Source organism: Weizmannia sp. CD-2023 (assembly GCF_036225245.1).
GTDB lineage: Bacteria > Bacillota > Bacilli > Bacillales > Bacillaceae_C > Weizmannia > Weizmannia faecalis.
Genome location: NZ_JARTJQ010000040.1, coordinates 12,811 through 33,408, shown reverse-complemented (window position 1 = coordinate 33,408; position 20,598 = coordinate 12,811). Strand labels below are relative to the sequence as shown.

Sequence of the window (20,598 nt, the reverse complement as noted above, 5' to 3'; positions counted from 1 at the left end):
TCTCCATCCTTTTTGGTATCATTACAGACTTTATACCCGAAAAAGGACCAAAAAATTGAGCAAAGATGATTAGTTCATCTTATATAATAAGTTCAATTAACATCGCTGTGAATGCAACAGGCTTTTTATATCTCCTTACCTTTATTTTTACGATGATCGCGTTTTTTATTTCTAGAAAAAAATCTACTCACGAAGAAAGATCAGCGCAGTTTTTAACTCCTTTTTATCCATTTTTACCAGCATTAGCTCTAATGATCAGTCTTTGTTTATTAGTTCCAGTTGGTGGGTCAGGCTTTTTTTCAGGATTGATATGGATATCAATTGGCTTGGGGATCTATTTCATGCGAACTAAATCGATTAAGGACACTAGTAGGATAAGAGTAAAAGAAAAAGAGGTTAATACATCGTCAATAAAGTAATGTTACTACTGAAAGTTGCAGATGCAAATGATGAAACTTAAAAAACACCTTGAGGGAATTAAACCATATAATAGTAGGAATGCCAATAGAAGAGGTCCAAAATTTGTATGGACTTAATGATGTAGTAAAGTTGGCTTCCAATGAAAATCCATATGGTTGTTCTCAAAACGTTCAAAAGGTCATTATAACAGAACTCAATAAACTATCCCTCTATCCGGATAGCCGAGCAGATCAATTAAGAGAAAAACTGGCTAATCATCACATAGGGCTAAATCATGATCAGTTTATCTTTAGAAATGGAACGGATGAGTTAATTCGAATGATAATGTAGGGCAACCTGGTTCAGCCTGGATGATAAGGGAGAAAAAGTACCGGAACAAGAAGAGATCATCCGCCATTTTGAAACATCAGTCCCCTATTATCCCTATTATATCGAGATCAAAAATTCAGGCAGTGAAATGGTACAGAAACTTATAGAAGTTCTTTGCCCCCATGACTTAATCGGGAAAAACAGCCGTGAGGGGCAAGTTGTTATCGAGTCTTTTCGCAAAGAGCCTGATTGCTTTCCATAAAAAATATCCTTGGATACAGAAATGATCCAGTTGGCGATCCGAAGAAATGAACTTTGATGAAGTGAAATCCTATGCGAATGAAATCAGCCCGAGTCTGAACATTTGAGTGAAACTTTTGTCAAACACGCACACGATAACGGGCTGTCCGTTCACGTTTGGACTGTAGACAACCGGGAAACGAAACAAAAACTGCAAAAATGGCAAGTCGATGCCACCTTCGCAGATTGTACGCAATTGGTGAAGGAATAAGATAAAGGCATTTTCGCGCCACACCATTAGTCGGAAACATTTTTTGTTCAATTTACACAATAATCAGGACTTGACTTCCAAAGCCTCACTCAAGGGGATATTTTTTATTTTGGCAGAGGCTCTTAAAAAGGCTGCCACTTTAATTTCACTGCTTCTTTGAAACGATTCTCCACCTCTTGCCAATTGACAACATGCCACCAGTTTTCAATGTATTTCTTTCTTTCATTTTTGTATTGGAGGTAGTAGGCGTGTTCCCATACATCCAGAACAAGTAGCGGTATGACATCCCATTGGCTGAGATTTTGATGTTTTTCAGCCTGCAGAATTTCAAGCCGCCTTGCACGTGGGGACCAGACCAATATGGCCCATCCGACACCTTCCACCTGATTTGCTGCCTCTGAAAAATGTTTTTTAAAATGAGCAAAGCCACCAAACGTTTGCCGGATTGTTCTCTCTAAATCTCCCTTCGGCTCCCCTCCGCCATTGGGGCTCATTATATTCCAAAAAAGGGTGTGCAAATAATGGCCGGCACCGTGAAAAGCAGCTTCTCTTTCCCAATGCTTAAGGAGCCCGTAGTGATTGGTTGCCCGGGCTTTTTGCATTTCTTTTTCTGCTCTGTTTAAACCATCCACATAGCTTTGATGATGTTTATCATGATGCAGCCTCATTATTTCACGCGCGATATAGGGTTCCAATGCATCATAAGCGTACGGAAGCGGCGGAAGGGTATGCCCGCCAATTGGCACCACATCCTTCAGGGCCGCTGCACCGCCATTTCCATCCGGCTTAGCAACACTGCTTTTTCCCAAAAAAGAATTGAATTGCGTATACAATTTGTTCGCCCGGTTGTAAATATCCGCATCCTGCAAAGGTTCTTTGGTTGAAAGAAGTTTTTGGAATTCGCGGAGATTTTCCTGCCATTCATCCAACCTTTCTTTCTGGACGTTTTCCCGCAATACATCTTCAGATTTATGAAAAGTCTTTGCGATCTCTTCACTCCACTGTTTTAATGACGCACGATATTCTGACAATGAAGGCCCTCCCCAATATTAGTCGTTCATAATATATGCCGGATAACGGAAAGGTTGAATGCCTTTCAAACATTCAATCGTGCAAGAACAGGATGCTGATTGCACAAGGGCGGAACCGCTTGATCTTTTCATCGAGATCGTTTTGATAAATGGAGATTGTTTTTTCATTAAATTGTAGAAAAGGAGAGCAGAAAGGATATTGCTATTTTTTTAAAAAAGAAATACCATTAGCCTTGGTATATGTTGGTAAGCGGGGAGTATTCATATAGAAAGAAGGTTCATCACATTTTGGACACACATTATGTTCCATCAAGATTTAACGTATTATCTCGTACGGATGATCATGGCATGATTTTATACAATAGTTATACAGGAGCTATTGTCAGTTTTTCAGAAGACGAAAAGCCCGAAGTCATGGCTTGTCTGAAAAGGGCCGGGATTACGGAATTGGATTCGGATGTTAAAAAGTCTTTATATGATCATGGTTTTATCGTTCCCGGCCATGTGGATCAAAAACGGAGGGCATTGTTCCTGCATGAATCCATGCACCGAACAGATATGATGCACCTGATTCTGTTGGTAACGGAAGCCTGCAATTTCCGCTGTACATACTGTTATGAAAAATTTGAGCGCGGGAAAATGAAACCCGGGATTGTTAATGGTGTAAAAGCACTCGTAAAAGACAGGGCCGGCACATTGTCAAACTTACATATCAGCTGGTTCGGCGGTGAACCGCTGTTGCAAATGCCTTTAATTGAGGACTTGTCCCATACGTTTTTATCCATTGCGCAGGAAAACCAGATTCAGTATTCTGCCGATGTTGTCACGAATGGCTATTTTTTAACAAAAGAAGCATTTGAAAAATTGCTTTCCTGGAATGTCCGGCAGTTCATGGTGACCATTGACGGTGTTGGTGAAATGCATGACCGGACCCGGCATCTGGCTGGCGGCGGCGGTACTTTTGATCAAATTATCGAAAACCTGAGGGCGGTAAAAGAATGTAGTGCGGATTTTGATTTCACGATCCGCGTGAATTTCGACCAGGAAAATATAAAGGAAATCAGCAATCTGATTGCCTGCTTAAAAGCCTACTTTGCACATGATAAGCGCTTTGGCCTCTTTTTCCATCCGGTGGGCAGATGGGGAGGGGAGCATGATGATGAACTTCCGATTTGCAACCACATTATTTCCAATCAAAAGATTTGGGAATTTACCGAAGAAGCTGTCGATGGAGGGCTTGGCATGAGTTCCCTTATATCAGGATCCATGATGCCAACTGCTTCCGTCTGCTATGCAGCCAAACCAAATTCATTTGTGATCGGTGCTGACGGACAATTATATAAATGTACGACCTGCCTTGATGAGGAGATCAATAAAGTGGGCAAACTCCATGAAGATGGTAGCTTAGCAATTGATTTTGACAAACTTGCCACATGGGTAACATCAGGAGAAGAAACCGACTCCGGCTGCCAGTCATGCTTTTTCCGGCCGGCATGCCAGGGAAACCACTGCCCGTACTACCGGATGCTAACCGGAGAAAAACCTTGTCCCTATGAAAAGAAAAATATGAGAAAAGTATTATCTCTGATTTGGAAAGACAGTTTACAAGAGACATAATACCGTGTTCCGGCAATATCCGTCTGATTCATCTGAAGCGGTGAAAGGTGGTGAGAAAGAATGAAAGTGATTCGTCCTGCAAAATCTCCTGTTGAAAATGCTGCATCCGGCAGAATTATGAAATCCATACCGGGAAACTTAAAATAAGTTGGTTCCCGGCCTCAATGGGTGCATTATCTGTATCATATTGATGCAGTAAATGTGTCCAATGTAAAAAAGAAACCTGTTACAGCAGAATCTATGTCTGACAGGTTTCTTTTTTATAATTTTGCAGTCAAACAGGAAGAAAAAGAGTTTAAACACTGATTCAAGTAACGGCGTATGGTGAGGAGATTCATGTACCTATCGTTTATCTTGTTTGCAATTGGTCTGCTGCTGCTGAATCAGGTGTGTAGGGGAAATGGGATGACGCGCACTTTCACTTAAGTGTATGCTGACTGGCGAATACATTTAGAAAGAGGTCTTCCCATAGAGAATATCATAACAAGGAATTTCTCTTTTTTTAGGACGCTGAAACTTAAAAGCGTAAAGTCAACAACCCAACCATGATCCTATTCACCCCCTCTTTCTTTCTAAAGTTACACAGCCAAATGGTTTACACTGTTAACTATCTGAAAAGAAAGGGACAGCGACAAGAGAAGATAAATGAAAAAAGCACGGTTTTGATACCGTGCTTTAGGTTCATGAATGGTTTTCTTCCACCAATTTCTTATGGGCGCTGCTTCCTACCGTTTTGGCGGCTGTAGCAGGATTCACTTTAACGGGATACTGATTTTGCAATTTGTATGTGACAATACGTCTGACGGATTCGTCAATTCGTGACTCCTTGATTTCCCCGGAGCGGACAGCGGAAAGAATGCCTTGGTAGACGGCTTTCTGATGTTCATATTCATGGCAGACAAGCAAAATGTCGACGCCAGCTTTTACTGCTTCCTTCCCCAATTTCTGAAACGAATAATGATTGCTGACGGCGCCCATTTCGAGGTCATCGGATATGACAATGCCCTGGTATTTTAAGCGATCCCGCAAGAGACTCTGGATAATGGCAGGGGAAATGCTTGCCGGTTTCACCGCATCGTAAGCGGGATATTTCACATGGGTGACCATCACGAAAAATCGGCTGCCGTTTTCATTCTGGATCATTTTTTTGAATGGGACCATGTCTGTTTGTTCCAGTTCCGTGCGGCCGGCCTGCACCGTTGAGGTATCAAGATGCGGGTCGGTCTTTGCCCGGCCATTGCCGGGAAAATGCTTCAAAACAGCTGTGACACCTGCATCATTAAGCCCTTTTACAGCCATTTGCCCAAACTGGTACGTTTTAAGCGGGTCGCTGCCAAATGAGCGGCTGTCCTGATCTGATACATCAAGGACCGGTGCAAAATCGAGGTGGATCCCCATTGCAGCCAGCTCGCTGCCGTTTATTTTTGCGATATTGTAAGTGCCCCGTGCAGTGGCCGACTTTCCAAGTACTTGTTGGGATGGGATTGGCGAAACTTTGCTTCTCATCCGCAAAATTTCTCCCCCCTCTTGGTCAGTGCCGAAAAGGAGGGGGAGGTGATGGGGCTGGCCGGCTGCGGCGGTATGCTGCAAGGTGTTGCTCAGTTCAGCAACTTGCTTTGGCGATTGCATATTGCGGTCAAAATAGATCACACCACCAATTTTTTGCTCCCGGATTAAGTTGTTGATAGCGTAATCTGGTTTAGTACCGTAAAAGCCAACCATCATCATTTGCCCGATTTTTTCTTTTAGTGTCATCTTCTTGACAAGTGCATCGGCTTGCTCGCTAATATTTACCGGATTATTGTCCGGAGTCCTTTCAACTTCTGACGCCACCGGTTTTTGCACCGTTTCTTTCGCGCGTGCCGGTTTCGGGTTTTCGCTTTTTCTGCCGTGTTGTAAGGCTGCGACCACCCCTGCAACCACAATCACACAACATAATAAAAAAGAAATTTTTTTCATGGTTTCAAGTTCTTTCTACTTAATTTGTTTGCTTAATGCTGGAGTTGCCTAATTTCCATTCGCCGTTTTCTTTAACAAGGTTCCATGTGCCCTTAAAATGCTTGACCGTTTTGTTTCCGTCTTTTTCATCAGTTGAAACGAGATAGATGCTGGCCGTTGCCTTGTTGCCGTTGATCGCGTCGACACTGACGGTTACATCATTGGAAACATTGCTTTCAACGCCGGATTCCCATTTGTCAAAATCCATTTTTGACTGGCGTTCAGCGGAGAACATATCGTATGCTGCATCATAGAAGCCATTTGAAATATCCGTGTAATGTTCTTTGATGGTGGAAATGATATCAGCTTCATCCGTATCGCCTGACCCATTATTGCTGTCACCAATGTCATCCGCGAGCGATAAACCTGGAAATGTAAAATCAACCTCGTCCGTATCATCTTTAATAGTAACCGTATTGCTTTTTTTCGAACCAAGGTTGGTATCGAGTTTCGCGAAAAGTTTCATCGATCCGTCTGTTGAAACAGGACCGAACGTATCGATATCACGCAGTTTTTTCCCTGTACTTTTATCATTGACATACAAAACAGCGTCATCGTAATCGGAATAAATCGTGATCATCTGGCCCTCCAAGTCAAGATCGGCTGTCAGATTTTGGTTTTCAGCCTCGCGCGGATCCAGTTCATCCGAATCCGATACCGTTGTATATGTGCTTGGGCGTGTCGCCTTCACTTTATGAATGGCAGGCAGATATGGGCCGTATGTATATGTCTTATCCTTTTTTATTTTATCTTGTTTTACGTTGTCAATATAAACTGTTGCGTTGCTCCGGTTGCTTCTAACTTTAATAAAAAGTGGTTTGGCTCCAATGCCGTAGCGGTCAAAAATCAGCCACTTTTTCCCGGCCTTTTTAACCGAAAAAAGATCGTTTGATTTGCTGATATTCGTTCCGCTTTCTTCCATAGAAGAAGCTTCACTGCGGAGACTTTTGGACAACGATAAAAACATGTCTGGGTTCTTTTTATAATAGTCGATCACTTGCTGGGCGGAATTTTTATCCGCTTTTACCTCGTTTTGGCTATTGTTCAGTATCGACGCGACCTTTTCCGCCTGGTTCTTTTGAATGGCTGAGATAAATTGCTCAGCGGTTTTGGAAGGCTTGCTCATGGCCTGGACAGTTTTAAAACCGGCAAAACCAAGTGCAAGGACCAGTACAACGGCAAGAGCCACCCATTTCGTATAGGGCGGCAGCTGTTTCAGTTTTGCCCCTGTATTGGATCTCGTGCCCGTTTCTTCTTTACGAAGCTGGCTACTCTCCCCGCTGGCAGCCGCTGTTTCCCGTTTTGAAGCTTCAACAGACGCACCGCAGTGGGTACAAAATGTCTGGCCGGGCTTTAGTTCATGCCCGCATTGTTTACAATAACGCATAATCCTCCCCCTTTTGGATGAATGTAGATTTAGGACTTTTTATAAGGATATCTACCAATATATTACATGATTTGTTACTTTTCTACCATAAATTTTTACAGTTTTTTTATAAATTTTATCTTGATTTTCAATTTCTTTCATATTATGGTAAAGAAGAAACAATAAAAAATAGGAGGCACATTTATGGGGGAGATTCAAGAAAGAGTAGGGGAAGGATTGAATAAGATCCAGGATCAAATTTATCAAGGCAAGCAAAAACTGCAAACTGTACAGCAACTCAGCCGCTTGCAAAAACAAATGCAGGAGACGGGTGCCAAGCGTGCGGCATACATCCTCCAGCTGGGCGAAGAGGCCTATCGGGAAATACGCAACGGCAGTCGTGCAGATCCAAAGTGGCTGAAAATGGCTAAACCAATTGCCGCTCTCGATAAAACTCTTTATCATATCAAACAAGTTGTCCAGGAATTAAATGGCGGATCTGAGCAAGGTTTTTCCTGTCCGAATTGCGGCGCGCCGCTTACGGTTCATGATAAATTTTGCGGGTCGTGCGGTGCCAAAGTCGAGTTGCAGAAAAAAGAGAAATCTGCCACAGTAACCTGCCCGTCTTGTGAAGAACAGAATATAGCCGGTGCACATTTTTGCACTTGCTGCGGAACGAAACTTGAACCGGCCCAAGAGGGGGAAGCATGACAATGTATTGCAGAACATGCGGTACTGATAACCCTGAATTAAACAATTACTGTTGGTGGGACGGCACAGTTTTAGAGAACGAGGCCCCGTCTTTAAAATTTGTCCAATCCGAAACGCGTTTCTGCTCAGGCTGCGGGCACCCGATTGAAGAGGCCGGACAATATTGCCCGCATTGCGGTACGGCGCTGTTTCATTATGAAGCTTCAGCAGTGGCCAGTTTGAACAAGGAAACACCGTTTAAGAGTGATGAACGCGCAAAATTTAAATTGCAGGCATTTTCCACCGGTTTTATAAAAAAAGCCATAATTCCCGCAGTCCTTGCTTTTATCATCATGTTGGCATTATCCGGTATCACCGCGTTCATTACGCGGACTTCTTATCAGGATCTTTCTGCAATTTTACAATCCGATGAGCTGGAAGATTTGCTTGGTCAAACTGATATCTCGAAGCATCCCTTTATTTTCAACTATCAAAATACCGTGATGTCCGCTCATGCCGCACATCCGGTGTTTTCAGTGGAGGGCGAGGGGAGCGGCGTCGCATCGGGAAGCATTGAGTTTGCCTATGCTTTCAATTTCTGGCTGCTCTTGCTGATCCCGATTATTTCCACATTTGCAGCAGGGGTTTTCTATCAGCGGAAACATGGAACGGCTACCGTTGCTGAAAAACTTTATCCGGCGCTTGCCATTGGTGTTTTTTACACTGTTCTGGCTGTAATCCTCAGTCTGTTTTGCCGGAATACATATGAGCCGGTGGCCGGGGCTGCTGTCAAATTCCATTTACATTATGCGGTATTTGGCCTGATCGTGGCATCCCTTATCATTGGTTGCTTGTTTAGTTTGTTAGGTATGCTGTTTGCCATTGATTACCGTCATATGTTGAAACATCTTGCACGGGAAATCCCGTTTGGTGCGGAAATCTGCGAAGCCGTCCGGACTTTTGCATTTGGTCTGGGTGCCGTTACCATAATTTCAATCATTGTGGTAGCTGTAAAAATCCACAAATGGCTCGGCCAGCTCGAAATGGAAATTCCCCATTTTCATTTCAGTGTAGGAAAAATCCTTTATACTGATATACTTGCCGGCTCGCAAATGGGGTCTTATGTGTTGGGGCTCCTCCACTTTGCACCGCTCCAATACAAGTTGGGAACGGAAGGGCAGCATACTGTTTCCTATTCTTTACTCGGCGGGCTGAAGGGGACGGGAGATTATGGCGGATTAACGATGCTTTTGACGGGTGCGCATGATTTTTCCGTTTGGCTTTGGATTGCCGCCATTATTCCAATTGGATTGCTCATATATGCTGGGTGGAGACTGATGAAAATGAATGGCATACTTTCTTACCGATCGATTGCCGTTTTGAGTTTGGTCTATAGCCTTTGCTTGTTTATGCTGATGCTGGTTGTCCGTTTTTCAGCAGAAGGGACATATTTGGCATCCTATCAATTCTCGTTTGGTTTATCGCCGTTAAGAGTATTTATTTCCAGCTACATATTGTCGTTTGCCAGTGTGCTTGTCGGCAGAGCCATTTATCTTTCTACAAATACTGGAAGACAACAATAAAAGGGGGAAAACCTCATGCAAGACGAGTTTAAGGCTCAGACAAGTACGGGTAGTAATGGAGATGCAAAATTTTGTACCCATTGCGGCACGCAAGTAGAAAAGGGAGACAAGTTTTGTCCGAGCTGCGGCAAACCATTGGAGCCCGGGCAAACACGGCCATCGCAGCACGCAACTGCATCGGTTACCAAACTTTTGCAGAAATTAAATAAAAAGGTTGCCCTGATTGTAGCGGCAATTGTGGTGTTGACTTTAGCGGGTATTCTGATTCATCATGCGAATTCTCCTTTTCATAAAGCAAAAGGATACTGGTATGATTCGGACGATGAAAATTACGGGATTGAATTCAAACCGGATGGAAAAAAACAGATGGCTATCACGACTTATGAAGAAGGTAAGATTTCGAATACTGACCATGTTTATGTTTCATCTTATGAAAAAGACACCATTCATTTAAAAGACCCACAAGATGAAGAATATACCGTTGTAATGAAACTGGAAGGCAGTTCGCACATGTCGCTATCCTATGTAGATGAAGACGGCGAACTCGCAGATGATGTTATACATCTTGTAAAGATGGACAAATAAGCTGAACAGTTTGCACGGAGGACTAAAACAATGCTCAAGAGGTTGCAAAAGCTTCTTGTGCATTGTTTTTTTAAGAAAGATTTTTTTGCTTTCCGCTTTACCGCAGCCCAGGTTCCTACCGCCATAACAGCTACACCATTGGATGGTTGTTTGCCTGCATATATTAACTATTAACTTTCTCCGCAGCCAGTCTTTGTTCGTGCTTAAAAGGATTTCTCGTTGTAAGACATCTAATAAAATTCCTATTTTTGATTGTCTTCATTTAGATCCCTCTTATTTATTATGATGGTTAAAGTGGGCTTTTTCTTTGAGGCAACGAATGTAATGCTTTTTTATATTTGAGCATTGTTACTTGATTTTCCAGCCAGCTTATCTTTATTCTGCAAATTCTTTCTATAATCCTTACGAGTCATATTTGTAGGCCAAACGCTTAATGTATATTTGATACCATCTTTGACCCGGATATTAAACTTATCGTCTACAATTTGGGTGGATGCTGATGGAAAGACAGCGATTTTAGAGTTTTCAAATCCATATCTATCTATACCTAACAAAAACCTTTTTTGATCTGTTGCATGATTAATAATTTTTACTTTTAAAGTGAATTCAGGAAAAGAACCTTCAGTTTTTGATTGACCACTGCCAATACTACCCGTCTTTAGTTTAGATGTAGTACATCCATTTGTCATTAGTATTATTAATGATATAGAGGTTAAAAATATCAAAAATGCTTTAATTTTAAATCCTCCTTCTTCGATATAAATGGTTTTACTGTGCATTAATACTATACGAAATTGAATGAATTTTATAATTTAAAGTTCCTGCACCCCAAGGGTTTCAGAACACATAAAAGGAAGTACCTCCCCAAGTCTTGTTTAATGGTAATTGTCAAGAAAACCAAAAAGACAGGAGGGACTTCCCTTTGACCATTATACGACAAATAAGTTTTTTTGGCATCCAGGAATTATATGAAATGGAGCCTACCCATCGTTACGATGCCATTTTTTCAGATATAAATTTGGAAAAAATCTGCCATGCCATCTCTAAAAAATCCAATCTTGGCGCATCAGAAAAATTAAACTATGCAGCCATGGTGATCTCTGTTTTCATTCAGATTGTTGAACGAATCCCAACGATCCTTTGTGAAACGGCTTAATGAAGATATTGCTTTTAAACAAAACTGAGGCTTTCTTCTATCAGACCATATACCTTCTGAGGCTTCTTATTTCTTATTCCCGGTCAACAGGTTTACTGTATGGGATGCCAATCCGTGATTGCGTACAATAAAAGGAATGAACCGGAATCAGAGGGCTTTGATAAAAATATTCTTATCGTTATGACACTACGACGCCAAGTATGAAACACTGAAGTACACCCGGCAAAAAAATGTGCAGACTAATCTATGGTTTCCAAGTTTAGAAAAAGACAAAGGTGAATTCCAAAATCTTTCTGGTTTTCCAGAATACCATTATAATAGAGAAATAAGCAATGATTAGGAGAGGATGTTAACGTTGAGTGAATATCACATTCCGGAGAAGGTCCAGATATTTGGAAAAGATATTCGGAAAGAGCAATTGAAGTATCATCATAAGAGAACAGCTGTGACAAAGGCATTTACTTTCGATGCTGCCCATCATTTGCATTTGTATGAAGGAAAATGCAAAAGCTTGCACGGCCATACATACAAAGTAAAAATAACATGCAGTGCGTACTTAAATGAAATTGGCATCAGCATAGACTTTGGCGATCTGAAAAAGATATTTCAGGAAGCGGTTGAGGAAAAACTGGATCACCAATATTTAAACAACGTTCTTCCGCCAATGAACACCACTGTGGAAAATATGGTGGTCTGGATGTGGGAAGAGATTGAAAACCGGCTTAACCGGCAAAAAGATTACAAAGACCGGGGAGCGAGATTGGAAGAACTGGTACTCTATGAAACACCAAAAAGTTATGCAACGATGAAACGGGAATGGATGGAGGAAGAAACAGATGGCAAGTAAAATTCCGGTGATCGAAATATTTGGTCCAACGATACAAGGGGAAGGAATGGTCATCGGAAAGAAAACCATGTTTGTCCGCACGGCCGGGTGTGACTATGCCTGCAGCTGGTGTGATTCTGCCTTTACCTGGAACGGGGAGGAAAAAAGCCGGATTGCGCTGATGACGGCAGAGGAGATCTTCCGGAAGCTGAAAGAAACAGGAGGGGAAAACTTCAGCCATGTCACGATTTCGGGAGGCAATCCACTTTTGTTGAAAGGCCTTGGCGAACTGGTTGATTTGCTGAAAACGCATCATATCCGCACAGCAGTTGAGACACAGGGATCACGCTGGCAAAATTGGCTTCCGGACGTTGATGATGTGACCATTTCGCCAAAACCGCCGAGTTCCGGCATGCACACAGATTTTGAGGCTTTGGATTGGATGATTGGCCAGTTAACAATGGCGGGGAGCCATTTTTGCTTAAAAATTGTTGTTTTCGACGAGGAGGATTTTGATTACGCCAAAAAGATCCATAAACGCTATCCGCCTGTTCCCTTCTATTTACAAGTCGGCAATCCGGATGTTACTTTGCCTGACCGGGATGCATTAGCGAAAATGCTGACCGGAAGATATGAATGGCTGATCAATCTGGCCTTGCAGGCAGAAGAAATGAATGATGCTTATGTCCTTCCCCAATTGCATGCATTGGTGTGGGGGAACAAACGGGGCGTATAAGAGAAAAGGGCCGGCCTGCGCACGCAGGGCAGCCCCTCTTTTTCTCACACATGCTGGCTTGCGGCCGGGTTCGCGTCGGGTTTTACTGCCTTTTTATCTTTCATCCGGCTGTAGATGTTTGCGAGCAACGAACCAGACAAATTATGCCAGACGCTGAAAATCGCGCTCGGGACGGCGGCAAGCGGGGAAAAATGCGCGGTAGCAAGCGCTACCCCGAGCCCGGAATTCTGCATGCCGACTTCCATCGAAACCGCTTTTTGCTTGGCAAGGTCCATCCCGCACAAACGGGCGAAGAAAAAGCCGATGATAAACCCGAGCAAGTTATGCAAAATAACGACGGCAAAAACGAGTAAAGCCGTTTGTGCAATTTTTTCGGCGCTTCCGGCGACCACTCCCGCTACAATCAGCACAATTGCCACAACCGAGACAAGCGGCATCGCTTTTGCGCCGGCGCGCGCCTGTTTGCTGAAAAACCTTTTCGCGATAAATCCGAGCAAAAGCGGCACAATGATCACTTGCACAACCGAAAGGAATAAAGACCATACACTGACATGCACCCATTTGCTGGCAAACAGCAGGATTAACAGCGGTGTGACAATCGGCGCAAGAATCGTGGACACGGAGGCGATCGCAACAGCAAGCGCCACATTGCCGCGTGCAAGAAACACCATTACGTTCGAAGCCGTGCCGCTCGGGCAGCAGCCGACAAGGATGACGCCGATTGCAATATCTTTCGGTAAGTTGAGCCCGACTGCAAGCAGAAAAGCGATAAGCGGCATGATGACAAAATGGCCGACCACGCCGAGCGCCACCTCAAGCGGCTTTTTGAAAACTTCTTTAAAATCTGATAATTCAAGCGTCAACCCCATGCCAAACATGACAATTCCCAATAAAGGTACGATATAATTCCCGATCCACGCAAAATGCTGCGGTAAAAAATAAGCGATGACTGCAAAAATCAGCACCCATACGGTGAACGTTTTCCCTGCAAACGCGCTGATTTTTTCTAAAGTTGCCATGTGAAGACCTCCAAATATAAATTGTTTTCTAAAATGATAGAATATCTGACAAAATAAATCAAGGCAGCCATTTCAATATTTTGGGATTTATTTAGATCATTCGTTTCCGAAAACATTTTTTCACCAAAAAAACAGCGCAATGCCTGGGCCTGCGCTGTTTACAACATATTCCGTGTTTTTCATGCATCCTTCGTTTTTTTCATGGCCAGCACTTTGTCGGTATCCGGTGTGACATAAACGGTTTGCTGGTTCTCGTAAATGACAAATCCGGGTTTTGCGCCGTTCGGTTTTTTCACGTAGCGCACTTTCGTATAATCGACCGGGACGGAAGCGGACTGGCGCGCTTTGCTAAAATAGGCGGCGAGTGATGCGGCTTCCAAAATCGTTTCCGGCGCCGGGTTTTTGCTGCGGATGACAACATGCGACCCGGGAATGTCTTTTGTGTGCAGCCAGATTTCATCGCGGGCGGCGACCCGGTTTGTCAAATAATCGTTTTGCTTGTTGTTCTTTCCGACAAGAATTTCCGTGCCGTCCGAAGCCTCGTATTTTTCGAGGGCGATTTTGTTTGCATTTTTCCGCCGGGCGCGGCTGTGCCGTTTTTTCAAATAGCCTTCTTCTTCCAGCTCTTCACGGATTTCCCCGATATCTTTCGGCGAGGCTGTTTCAAGCTGCTGGAGGAGGTTTTCAAAATACAGCACTTCATCCTGGGCTTTTTTGATCTGTTCACGCACCGCGACTTGCGCATGCTTCGCTTTCTGGTAGCGGGAAAAATAGCTTTGCGCATTTTCCGCAGGGGTTTTCAGTGGATCAAGCGGAATTTCAACCATTGCCCCGTTCTCATCGTAATAGTTTTGCACTTTCACTTTGTCCATTCCTTTTTTCACGGCATACAAATTTGCTGTCAAAAGTTCGCCGTACAGCTGGAACTGTTCGGCATTTTGCGCCTCCTCAAGCGTGGCTTCCAGCTTTTTGATTTTGCTTTCGTTTTTCTCCAGTTCATTTTTCACAAACCGCTCAAGATCATGGCCTTTTTGCTTGACGCGGTCACGTTCGGCTTTCCCGGCATAAAAACGGTCAAGCAGCGCGCTTAAAGTCGGGAAAGTTTTGGTTTCGCCCTCAAGGGACGCAAGCGGGATCATGTAAAATGATTCTTTTTGTGCGCCCATGATCATCACCGGCTGGAGGTCAAACTTTTTAATCGGCTCCATAACGGACAAGAACGCGTCCGTCACCGCTTCCGGATTCGAAAATTTCGCCCGGTGCATGATCTCTTTTGCCAAAAGAGGGGAGACCCCGGCGAATTGCGCGACAATCTGCTTGTCCATTTTCCCGCTGTTCCAGTCGAGCGCTGCGATGACATCCTCTTTTGTTGCTTCAAGCGGATTCCGTTTGTGCTGCTCAGGGGGCATGACATATTCATGCCCGGGGAGAATCGTCCGGTACGTATTCACAGCCGGCGGGACGTGTTTGATGCTGTCCATGATCAGGTTCCGCTCTTTGTCGACCAAAATGATATTGCTGTGGCGGCCCATGATTTCCACGTACAGCTGTTTATAGGAAATATCCCCGATTTCGTTGCGGCTTTTGATGTCAAAGACAACAACGCGGTCAAGGCCGGCCTGACGGATATCCTCGATCACGGAGCCTTCCAGATGTTTTCTTAAAAGCATGCAAAACATCGGCGGGTCCTGCGGGTTGTCAAACGGTTCATCCGTCAGCTGAATGCGCGCATAGGCCGGGTGTGCTGACAAAAGCAGCCGCCTGTTTTTTCCGTTTGCACGCACCACAAGGACCAGTTCATTCTGGTACGGCTGGTGGATTCTGTTCATCCGCCCGCCTTTTATCGTATCAACAAGTTCTTTTACCATCGCTCTTGTAAATAATCCGTCAAATGACATATCGCATTCCTCAATTCTTTCGCGCATGCATAAAGCATTGCGTCAGTCGTTGGCATGTTAAATTATATCATTTTTTTGGACAGGGCTGAATATGTTGCTATTAAGACAATAATGGGCAGAAGCAGGGGAGAGTGTATTTTCATGATGTTTCACGAAATGAGTGAAAAAGAAGTAGAACAGGAATTCGGAACTGATCTGGAAAAAGGGCTCACCGAAAAAGAAGCGGAAAAAAGAATCAGGCAGTACGGCTTTAATGAACTGGAAGAGGCGGAAAAGGAATCTGCCCTTATGCTCTTTCTCAGCCAGTTTAAAGATTTTATGACGCTCGTCCTGCTTGCCGCAACCGTGATTTCCGGATTTTTAGGCGAATATGTCGACGCGGTCGCCATCATCGCCATTGTATTGATTAACGGGTTTCTCGGCTTTTTTCAGGAGCGGCGGGCCGAGAAATCGCTTGAAGCATTAAAAGAACTTTCCGCACCGCAAGTCAATGTACGAAGAAACGGGCGATGGGTAAAAATCCCTTCCAAAGAAGTGACGCTTGGTGATATTTTAAAATTTGAAAGCGGGGACCGGGTTGGCGCCGATGTCCGGATTGTAAAGGCCAATAATCTTGAAATTGAAGAGTCGGCGTTAACCGGAGAGTCCATCCCTTCCCAGAAATCAACGGAACCGATTCCTGTGGAAAATGCGGGCCTCGGCGATTTGCATAATATGGCGTTTATGGGGACAATGGTAACGCGCGGCAACGGCATCGGCATTGTCACCGGCATCGGGATGCAGACGGCAATGGGGGAAATTGCCGATATGATTCAAAACGCCGAAGCGATGGCGACCCCTTTGCAAAGAAGGCTCGAGCAGCTGGGAAAAATTTTAATCGTGGTGGCGCTGCTTTTAACCCTCCTTGTTGTCCTTGTCGGCGTCTGGCACGGGCATGACTTGTATTCCATGTTTCTGGCGGGGGTTTCGCTCGCGGTTGCGGCGATTCCGGAAGGCCTGCCGGCGATTGTGACGATCGCATTATCGCTCGGCGTCCAGCGCATGATCCGGAAAAACGCGATCGTCCGGAAACTGCCGGCTGTGGAAACGCTTGGCTGTGCGTCTGTCATCTGCTCGGATAAAACCGGCACAATGACGCAAAACAAAATGACAGTCACTCATTTATGGAGCGGGGGAAAGACGTGGAAAGTGTCCGGGACGGGCTATGAGCCGAAAGGGATTTTTACGGACAATGGCGCGGAAATCCACCCGTTAAAGGAAAAAAGCGTCTACCAGCTTTTGACGTTCGGGCTATTATGCAACCATGCCGAATTGAAAGTGAAAAACAAAGAATATATCATAGACGGCGACCCGACGGAAGGCGCGCTCCTCGTTTCTGCCCTGAAGGCCGGTTTAACGAGGGAATTACTGCTGAAAGAATTTACGATTGAACAGGAATTTCCATTTGATTCAACGCGGAAAATGATGAGCATGGTGATCCGTGACAAACACGGCAAACGGTTTGTAATCACAAAAGGCGCGCCGGATGTGCTGCTTGGGGTAAGTCGGTCGGTGCTCTGGAACGGCAGGGAACAGTCATTTGATCCGGCAACACGGAGAAATGTAGAGAAAGCGGTCGAATCTTTGGCTGCCCAGGCGCTTCGGACGATCGCCATCGCGTTCAAGCCACTTGCAGCAGGCGAAACGGTAAAAAATGAACAAGAGGCGGAGAAAAATTTGATTTTTCTTGGCGTCCAGGGAATGATCGATCCGCCGCGGCCGGAAGTCAGACAAGCCATTAAAGAATGTAAGGAAGCGGGCATCCGCACGGTGATGATTACGGGCGACCATGCGGTGACTGCAAAAGCGATTGCGAGACAGCTCGGGATTTTGCGCACAAGCCGTGAAAAAGTGGTGGACGGCGCGATGCTGAACGAACTGACGGTGGATGAGCTGGAAGACGTGATTGACGAAGTTTCCGTGTTTGCACGCGTATCGCCGGACCATAAACTGAAAATCGTCAAAGCTTTTCAAAACCGCGGGGCAGTCGTCGCCATGACAGGAGACGGCATCAATGACGCACCGGCCATAAAAACGGCCGATATCGGCATCTCGATGGGCATTACCGGAACCGATGTCGCAAAAGAAGCGTCCTCGCTCATTTTGCTCGATGATAATTTTGCGACGATTAAAGCGGCGATCCAGGAAGGCCGCAATATTTACGAAAATATCCGGAAATTCATCCGTTACCTGCTCGCTTCCAATGTCGGCGAAATTCTGGTCATGCTGTTTGCGATGCTTTTGTCCCTGCCGCTTCCCGTCGTACCCATCCAAATTCTGTGGGTCAATCTCGTGACGGATGGGCTGCCGGCAATGGCGCTCGGTCTCGACCAGCCGGAAGAAGATGTGATGAAGCGGAATCCGCGCCATCCGCGTGAAGGGGTGTTTGCGCGCGGGCTCGGCTGGAAAGTGATTTCGCGCGGTTTTCTGATCGGAATTGCGACATTGGCCGCTTTTGTGACCGTATATTACCAGCATCCTGACCGGCTTCCTTACGCCCAAACGATTGCATTTGCAACACTTGTCCTTGCCCAGCTGATCCATGTGTTTGACTGCCGCAGTGAACGCTCGGTGCTTGCGCGCAATCCGTTTGGAAACGTCTATCTTGTGCTTGCTGTTTTGTCATCGGTGTTGCTTATGCTTGCCGTGATTTATGTTCCAGCCCTCCAGCCGGTTTTCCATACACTTCCGATTTTGCCAAAAGACTGGCTGCTCGTCCTCTGCATGAGTGCGATTCCGACATTTTTGCTTGCGGGGACCTATTATTTAAGAAAAAAACCTTAAATTATGCTATAATCTTAAAAGTAATAGGGGATCCTCTATTACTTTTTCTTTTGGCGAAGTTTCCCCCGGCGCTCCGGTTAAGATTTTCTTTCCTAATTGAACGGGGCGCGGTATAATCTCCGTAAAAGCTTTTTTGATTGAGCCAGGAAAAGGCGCGATGAAAGCCGTGAAGGTTAAAACCGGCGCGATAAAACCGGCGCGACGGTAGATGTAAGAAGAGATTGGGCGTGAGAAGATGGTCTTAAGCATGACGGGCTATGGCAGAGGCCGCCGAAAGACGCAACAGTTCAGTGTGACAGTTGAGATCAAGTCTGTCAACCATCGCTTTTGCGAATATCAGATCAGGATGCCGAAGCAGCTTGTCAAAGTGGAAGAAGAGTTGAAAAAAATCATCGGAAACTATGTGCAGCGTGGCCGTATTGACGTGTTTGTCACCATTGCCGGTGAAGGGCTTGTCAAACGCAGGCTGCGGGTCGACTGGGATTTGCTGGACGAATACCACCGGTTTTTAAGCCGGATCCGTGAGCAATACGGAATTGAATCAGGTTTTGGCATTCGCGAGTTATTAAACCGCGAAGATTTAGTTACAATAGAAGAAATAGAGGAAGATAATGAAGAAATCCTCACCCTTGTCTTGGAAGCCTGCAAAGAGGCGGCCGGACAGTTGCGGCTTATGCGCGAAAAAGAAGGTTCCCTGCTCAAAGCCGATTTGGAAAAACATCTCCAAACGATTTCAAAGTTGGTGGACGATATCAAAACAGAGGCGCAGTCGCTCGTTTCTACATACCGATTCAAACTTGAAAAGCGGATGCAGGAGCTATCAGGCGGCCGGCTGGATGAAGCGAGGCTCGTCCAGGAAGCGGCGCTGTTTGCCGACAAATCCGATATTCATGAAGAAGTAACAAGGCTTGAGAGCCACTTGATTCAATTTGGCGAAACGTTGGCGCTTCATGAGCCAATCGGCAGAAAACTGGGTTTCATGATCCAGGAGATGAACAGGGAAGTGAACACGATCGGATCAAAAGCAAATGCTTCCGGTATTTCAACAGCCGTTGTTGAGCTCAAAACGGTCATTGAGAAGATGCGCGAGCAAGTGCAGAATATAGAATGATTCGCGCGAAGTTAATTGTATGCGAGCGGGAGAGGATGCAGGTGGTAAAACTCATTAATATCGGCTTTGGCAATATCATTTCGGCAAACCGCATCATTTCCATTGTAAGCCCGGAATCAGCGCCGATTAAGCGGCTCATTCAGGATGCACGCGAGCGTGGCACTTTAATCGATGCGACATACGGCAGAAAAACCCGGGCAGTGGTAACGATGGACAGCGGCCATGTGATTCTCTCCGCAGTTCAGCCGGAAACAGTGGCGCACCGTGTTACGGACGGGGAAACAGATGGCGAGGAGGTATAGCGTTGAAGAAAAAAGGATTGCTCATTGTGTTATCCGGTCCGTCCGGTGTCGGGAAAGGGACCGTACGGAAAGCCATTTTTTCGCAGCCGGATACGAAATTTGAATATTCCATCTCAATGACGACGAGAAAACCGCGGGAAGGTGAAATCGACGGGGTGGATTATTTTTTCAAAGAACGCGAAGAATTTGAAGAACTGATCAGGCAGGGAAAACTGCTGGAGTACGCGGAATATGTCGGCAATTATTACGGGACACCTGTCGATTATGTGAAGGAAACATTGGAAGCGGGAAAAGATGTGTTTCTCGAAATTGAAGTGCAGGGCGCACGGCAGGTCCGCGAAAAATTTCCGGACGGCTTATTCATTTTTCTTGCGCCGCCAAGTTTGTCCGAACTGGAATTGAGGATTACGCAGCGCGGGACGGAAACAGCCGAAAGGATTCGCGACCGGATGGAAAAAGCCCGCAAAGAAATCGAAATGATGAATTTATATGATTACGTCGTGGAAAATGATACAATAGAAAACGCCTGCGAAAAAATCAAAGCCATTGTCGTCGCGGAACATTGCCGGACGACACGCGTTGCGAAGCTGTATAAAAAAATTCTGGAGGTTGAATAA

The 20,598-nt window shown here is 45.1% G+C and carries 19 protein-coding genes and 1 pseudogene; 14 read left to right on the top strand and 6 right to left on the bottom strand.

Annotated elements, in window-relative coordinates; genetic code table 11:
* The first annotated feature begins 65 nt into the window (after positions 1-65).
* The 3 genes from P9687_RS05830 to P9687_RS05825 all read left to right on the top strand — a co-directional run bounded on the left by P9687_RS05830 (position 66) and on the right by P9687_RS05825 (position 1,240).
* Positions 66-419 (top strand): amino acid permease C-terminal domain-containing protein, encoded by a 354-nt coding sequence (locus tag P9687_RS05830; protein WP_080746301.1) that lies wholly within the window; start codon positions 66-68, stop codon positions 417-419.
* A gap of 79 nt (positions 420-498) precedes the next feature.
* Positions 499-750, top strand: a complete 252-nt coding sequence (locus P9687_RS17305; protein ID WP_367613953.1) for an aminotransferase class I/II-fold pyridoxal phosphate-dependent enzyme — start codon at positions 499-501, stop codon at positions 748-750.
* Positions 751-1,093: 343 nt separating this feature from the next.
* Entirely contained in the window at positions 1,094-1,240 is a 147-nt protein-coding gene (locus P9687_RS05825; protein WP_080746300.1) for a glycerophosphodiester phosphodiesterase family protein, read from the top strand.
* A 122-nt stretch (positions 1,241-1,362) separates the two neighbouring features.
* On the opposite strand, the gene P9687_RS05820 is transcribed toward P9687_RS05825, so the two are convergent.
* The gene (locus P9687_RS05820; RefSeq protein ID WP_168985988.1) at positions 1,363-2,271 is read right to left on the bottom strand and encodes a superoxide dismutase; all 909 of its coding nucleotides are present in this window, start codon (positions 2,269-2,271) and stop codon (positions 1,363-1,365) included.
* A gap of 348 nt (positions 2,272-2,619) precedes the next feature.
* Here P9687_RS05820 and P9687_RS05815 point away from each other — a divergent pair, with 348 nt between their 5' ends.
* Positions 2,620-3,888: a radical SAM/SPASM domain-containing protein gene (locus tag P9687_RS05815; protein ID WP_235601913.1), complete on the top strand. Its 1,269-nt coding sequence runs from the start codon at positions 2,620-2,622 to the stop codon at positions 3,886-3,888.
* A 681-nt stretch (positions 3,889-4,569) separates the two neighbouring features.
* Here the strand turns inward: P9687_RS05815 and nagZ are convergent.
* Together nagZ and P9687_RS05805 are read right to left on the bottom strand one after the other, a co-directional pair.
* Complete coding sequence (gene nagZ, locus P9687_RS05810) at positions 4,570-5,847, bottom strand: beta-N-acetylhexosaminidase (protein WP_152598489.1); 1,278 nt, start codon at positions 5,845-5,847, stop codon at positions 4,570-4,572.
* Positions 5,848-5,866: 19 nt separating this feature from the next.
* Positions 5,867-7,273 (bottom strand): zinc ribbon domain-containing protein, encoded by a 1,407-nt coding sequence (locus tag P9687_RS05805; protein ID WP_035189916.1) that lies wholly within the window; start codon positions 7,271-7,273, stop codon positions 5,867-5,869.
* A gap of 183 nt (positions 7,274-7,456) precedes the next feature.
* On the opposite strand from P9687_RS05805, the gene P9687_RS05800 reads away from it, so the two are divergent.
* The 3 genes from P9687_RS05800 to P9687_RS05790 are packed head-to-tail and all read left to right on the top strand — an operon-like array spanning position 7,457 to position 10,110.
* Positions 7,457-7,963 (top strand): zinc ribbon domain-containing protein, encoded by a 507-nt coding sequence (locus P9687_RS05800; RefSeq protein WP_035189915.1) that lies wholly within the window; start codon positions 7,457-7,459, stop codon positions 7,961-7,963.
* Complete coding sequence (locus P9687_RS05795; protein WP_080746299.1) at positions 7,960-9,525, top strand: zinc ribbon domain-containing protein; 1,566 nt, start codon at positions 7,960-7,962, stop codon at positions 9,523-9,525. The genes P9687_RS05800 and P9687_RS05795 overlap by 4 nt, the downstream gene beginning before the upstream one ends.
* A gap of 15 nt (positions 9,526-9,540) precedes the next feature.
* Entirely contained in the window at positions 9,541-10,110 is a 570-nt protein-coding gene (locus tag P9687_RS05790; RefSeq protein ID WP_080746298.1) for a zinc-ribbon domain-containing protein, read from the top strand.
* Positions 10,111-10,442: 332 nt separating this feature from the next.
* Here the strand turns inward: P9687_RS05790 and P9687_RS05785 are convergent, their stop codons facing one another.
* Positions 10,443-10,889 (bottom strand): hypothetical protein, encoded by a 447-nt coding sequence (locus P9687_RS05785; RefSeq protein ID WP_152598488.1) that lies wholly within the window; start codon positions 10,887-10,889, stop codon positions 10,443-10,445.
* A gap of 143 nt (positions 10,890-11,032) precedes the next feature.
* On the opposite strand from P9687_RS05785, the pseudogene P9687_RS05780 reads away from it, so the two are divergent.
* The 3 genes and pseudogenes from P9687_RS05780 to queE all read left to right on the top strand — a co-directional run.
* Positions 11,033-11,291: pseudogene (locus tag P9687_RS05780) on the top strand (IS5/IS1182 family transposase); the annotation flags it as partial.
* Positions 11,292-11,621: 330 nt separating this feature from the next.
* Complete coding sequence (queD, locus tag P9687_RS05775; protein WP_014095513.1) at positions 11,622-12,113, top strand: 6-carboxytetrahydropterin synthase QueD; 492 nt, start codon at positions 11,622-11,624, stop codon at positions 12,111-12,113.
* Positions 12,103-12,828, top strand: a complete 726-nt coding sequence (queE, locus tag P9687_RS05770; RefSeq protein WP_168985989.1) for a 7-carboxy-7-deazaguanine synthase QueE — start codon at positions 12,103-12,105, stop codon at positions 12,826-12,828. Before queD ends, queE begins: the two co-directional genes overlap by 11 nt.
* 44 nt (positions 12,829-12,872) lie before the next feature.
* On the opposite strand, the gene P9687_RS05765 is transcribed toward queE, so the two are convergent.
* Together P9687_RS05765 and P9687_RS05760 are read right to left on the bottom strand one after the other, a co-directional pair.
* Positions 12,873-13,847 carry a bile acid:sodium symporter family protein gene (locus P9687_RS05765; protein WP_168985990.1) on the bottom strand — a complete coding sequence of 325 codons (975 nt, stop codon included), beginning with the start codon at positions 13,845-13,847 and terminating at the stop codon, positions 12,873-12,875.
* Positions 13,848-14,026: 179 nt separating this feature from the next.
* Positions 14,027-15,745, bottom strand: a complete 1,719-nt coding sequence (locus P9687_RS05760; RefSeq protein WP_061565625.1) for an Rqc2 family fibronectin-binding protein — start codon at positions 15,743-15,745, stop codon at positions 14,027-14,029.
* Positions 15,746-15,886: 141 nt separating this feature from the next.
* Between P9687_RS05760 and P9687_RS05755 the strand changes: the two genes are divergently transcribed.
* The 4 genes from P9687_RS05755 to gmk all read left to right on the top strand — a co-directional run bounded on the left by P9687_RS05755 (position 15,887) and on the right by gmk (position 20,598).
* Positions 15,887-18,568: a cation-translocating P-type ATPase gene (locus tag P9687_RS05755; RefSeq protein WP_061565624.1), complete on the top strand. Its 2,682-nt coding sequence runs from the start codon at positions 15,887-15,889 to the stop codon at positions 18,566-18,568.
* A gap of 235 nt (positions 18,569-18,803) precedes the next feature.
* Complete coding sequence (locus P9687_RS05750) at positions 18,804-19,679, top strand: YicC/YloC family endoribonuclease (protein WP_035189903.1); 876 nt, start codon at positions 18,804-18,806, stop codon at positions 19,677-19,679.
* Positions 19,676-19,981 carry an extracellular matrix/biofilm regulator RemA gene (gene remA / locus P9687_RS05745; protein ID WP_035189901.1) on the top strand — a complete coding sequence of 102 codons (306 nt, stop codon included), beginning with the start codon at positions 19,676-19,678 and terminating at the stop codon, positions 19,979-19,981. Before P9687_RS05750 ends, remA begins: the two co-directional genes overlap by 4 nt.
* 2 nt (positions 19,982-19,983) lie before the next feature.
* Positions 19,984-20,598 carry a guanylate kinase gene (gene gmk / locus P9687_RS05740; RefSeq protein WP_014095505.1) on the top strand — a complete coding sequence of 205 codons (615 nt, stop codon included), beginning with the start codon at positions 19,984-19,986 and terminating at the stop codon, positions 20,596-20,598.

Excerpts from the sequence above, each read along its gene's own strand:
- P9687_RS05830 (WP_080746301.1), top strand. The coding sequence starts at position 66 with ATGATTAGTTCATCTTATATAATAAGTTCAATTAACATCGCTGTGAAT.
- P9687_RS17305 (WP_367613953.1), top strand. The coding sequence starts at position 499 with ATGCCAATAGAAGAGGTCCAAAATTTGTATGGACTTAATGATGTAGTA.
- P9687_RS05815 (WP_235601913.1), top strand. The coding sequence starts at position 2,620 with ATGATTTTATACAATAGTTATACAGGAGCTATTGTCAGTTTTTCAGAA.
- nagZ (WP_152598489.1), bottom strand. The coding sequence starts at position 5,847 with ATGAAAAAAATTTCTTTTTTATTATGTTGTGTGATTGTGGTTGCAGGG.
- P9687_RS05805 (WP_035189916.1), bottom strand. The coding sequence starts at position 7,273 with ATGCGTTATTGTAAACAATGCGGGCATGAACTAAAGCCCGGCCAGACA.
- P9687_RS05800 (WP_035189915.1), top strand. The coding sequence starts at position 7,457 with ATGGGGGAGATTCAAGAAAGAGTAGGGGAAGGATTGAATAAGATCCAG.
- P9687_RS05795 (WP_080746299.1), top strand. The coding sequence starts at position 7,960 with ATGACAATGTATTGCAGAACATGCGGTACTGATAACCCTGAATTAAAC.
- P9687_RS05790 (WP_080746298.1), top strand. The coding sequence starts at position 9,541 with ATGCAAGACGAGTTTAAGGCTCAGACAAGTACGGGTAGTAATGGAGAT.
- P9687_RS05785 (WP_152598488.1), bottom strand. The coding sequence starts at position 10,889 with ATGCACAGTAAAACCATTTATATCGAAGAAGGAGGATTTAAAATTAAA.
- queE (WP_168985989.1), top strand. The coding sequence starts at position 12,103 with ATGGCAAGTAAAATTCCGGTGATCGAAATATTTGGTCCAACGATACAA.
- P9687_RS05765 (WP_168985990.1), bottom strand. The coding sequence starts at position 13,847 with ATGGCAACTTTAGAAAAAATCAGCGCGTTTGCAGGGAAAACGTTCACC.
- P9687_RS05760 (WP_061565625.1), bottom strand. The coding sequence starts at position 15,745 with ATGTCATTTGACGGATTATTTACAAGAGCGATGGTAAAAGAACTTGTT.
- P9687_RS05755 (WP_061565624.1), top strand. The coding sequence starts at position 15,887 with ATGATGTTTCACGAAATGAGTGAAAAAGAAGTAGAACAGGAATTCGGA.
- P9687_RS05750 (WP_035189903.1), top strand. The coding sequence starts at position 18,804 with ATGGTCTTAAGCATGACGGGCTATGGCAGAGGCCGCCGAAAGACGCAA.
- remA (WP_035189901.1), top strand. The coding sequence starts at position 19,676 with ATGATTCGCGCGAAGTTAATTGTATGCGAGCGGGAGAGGATGCAGGTG.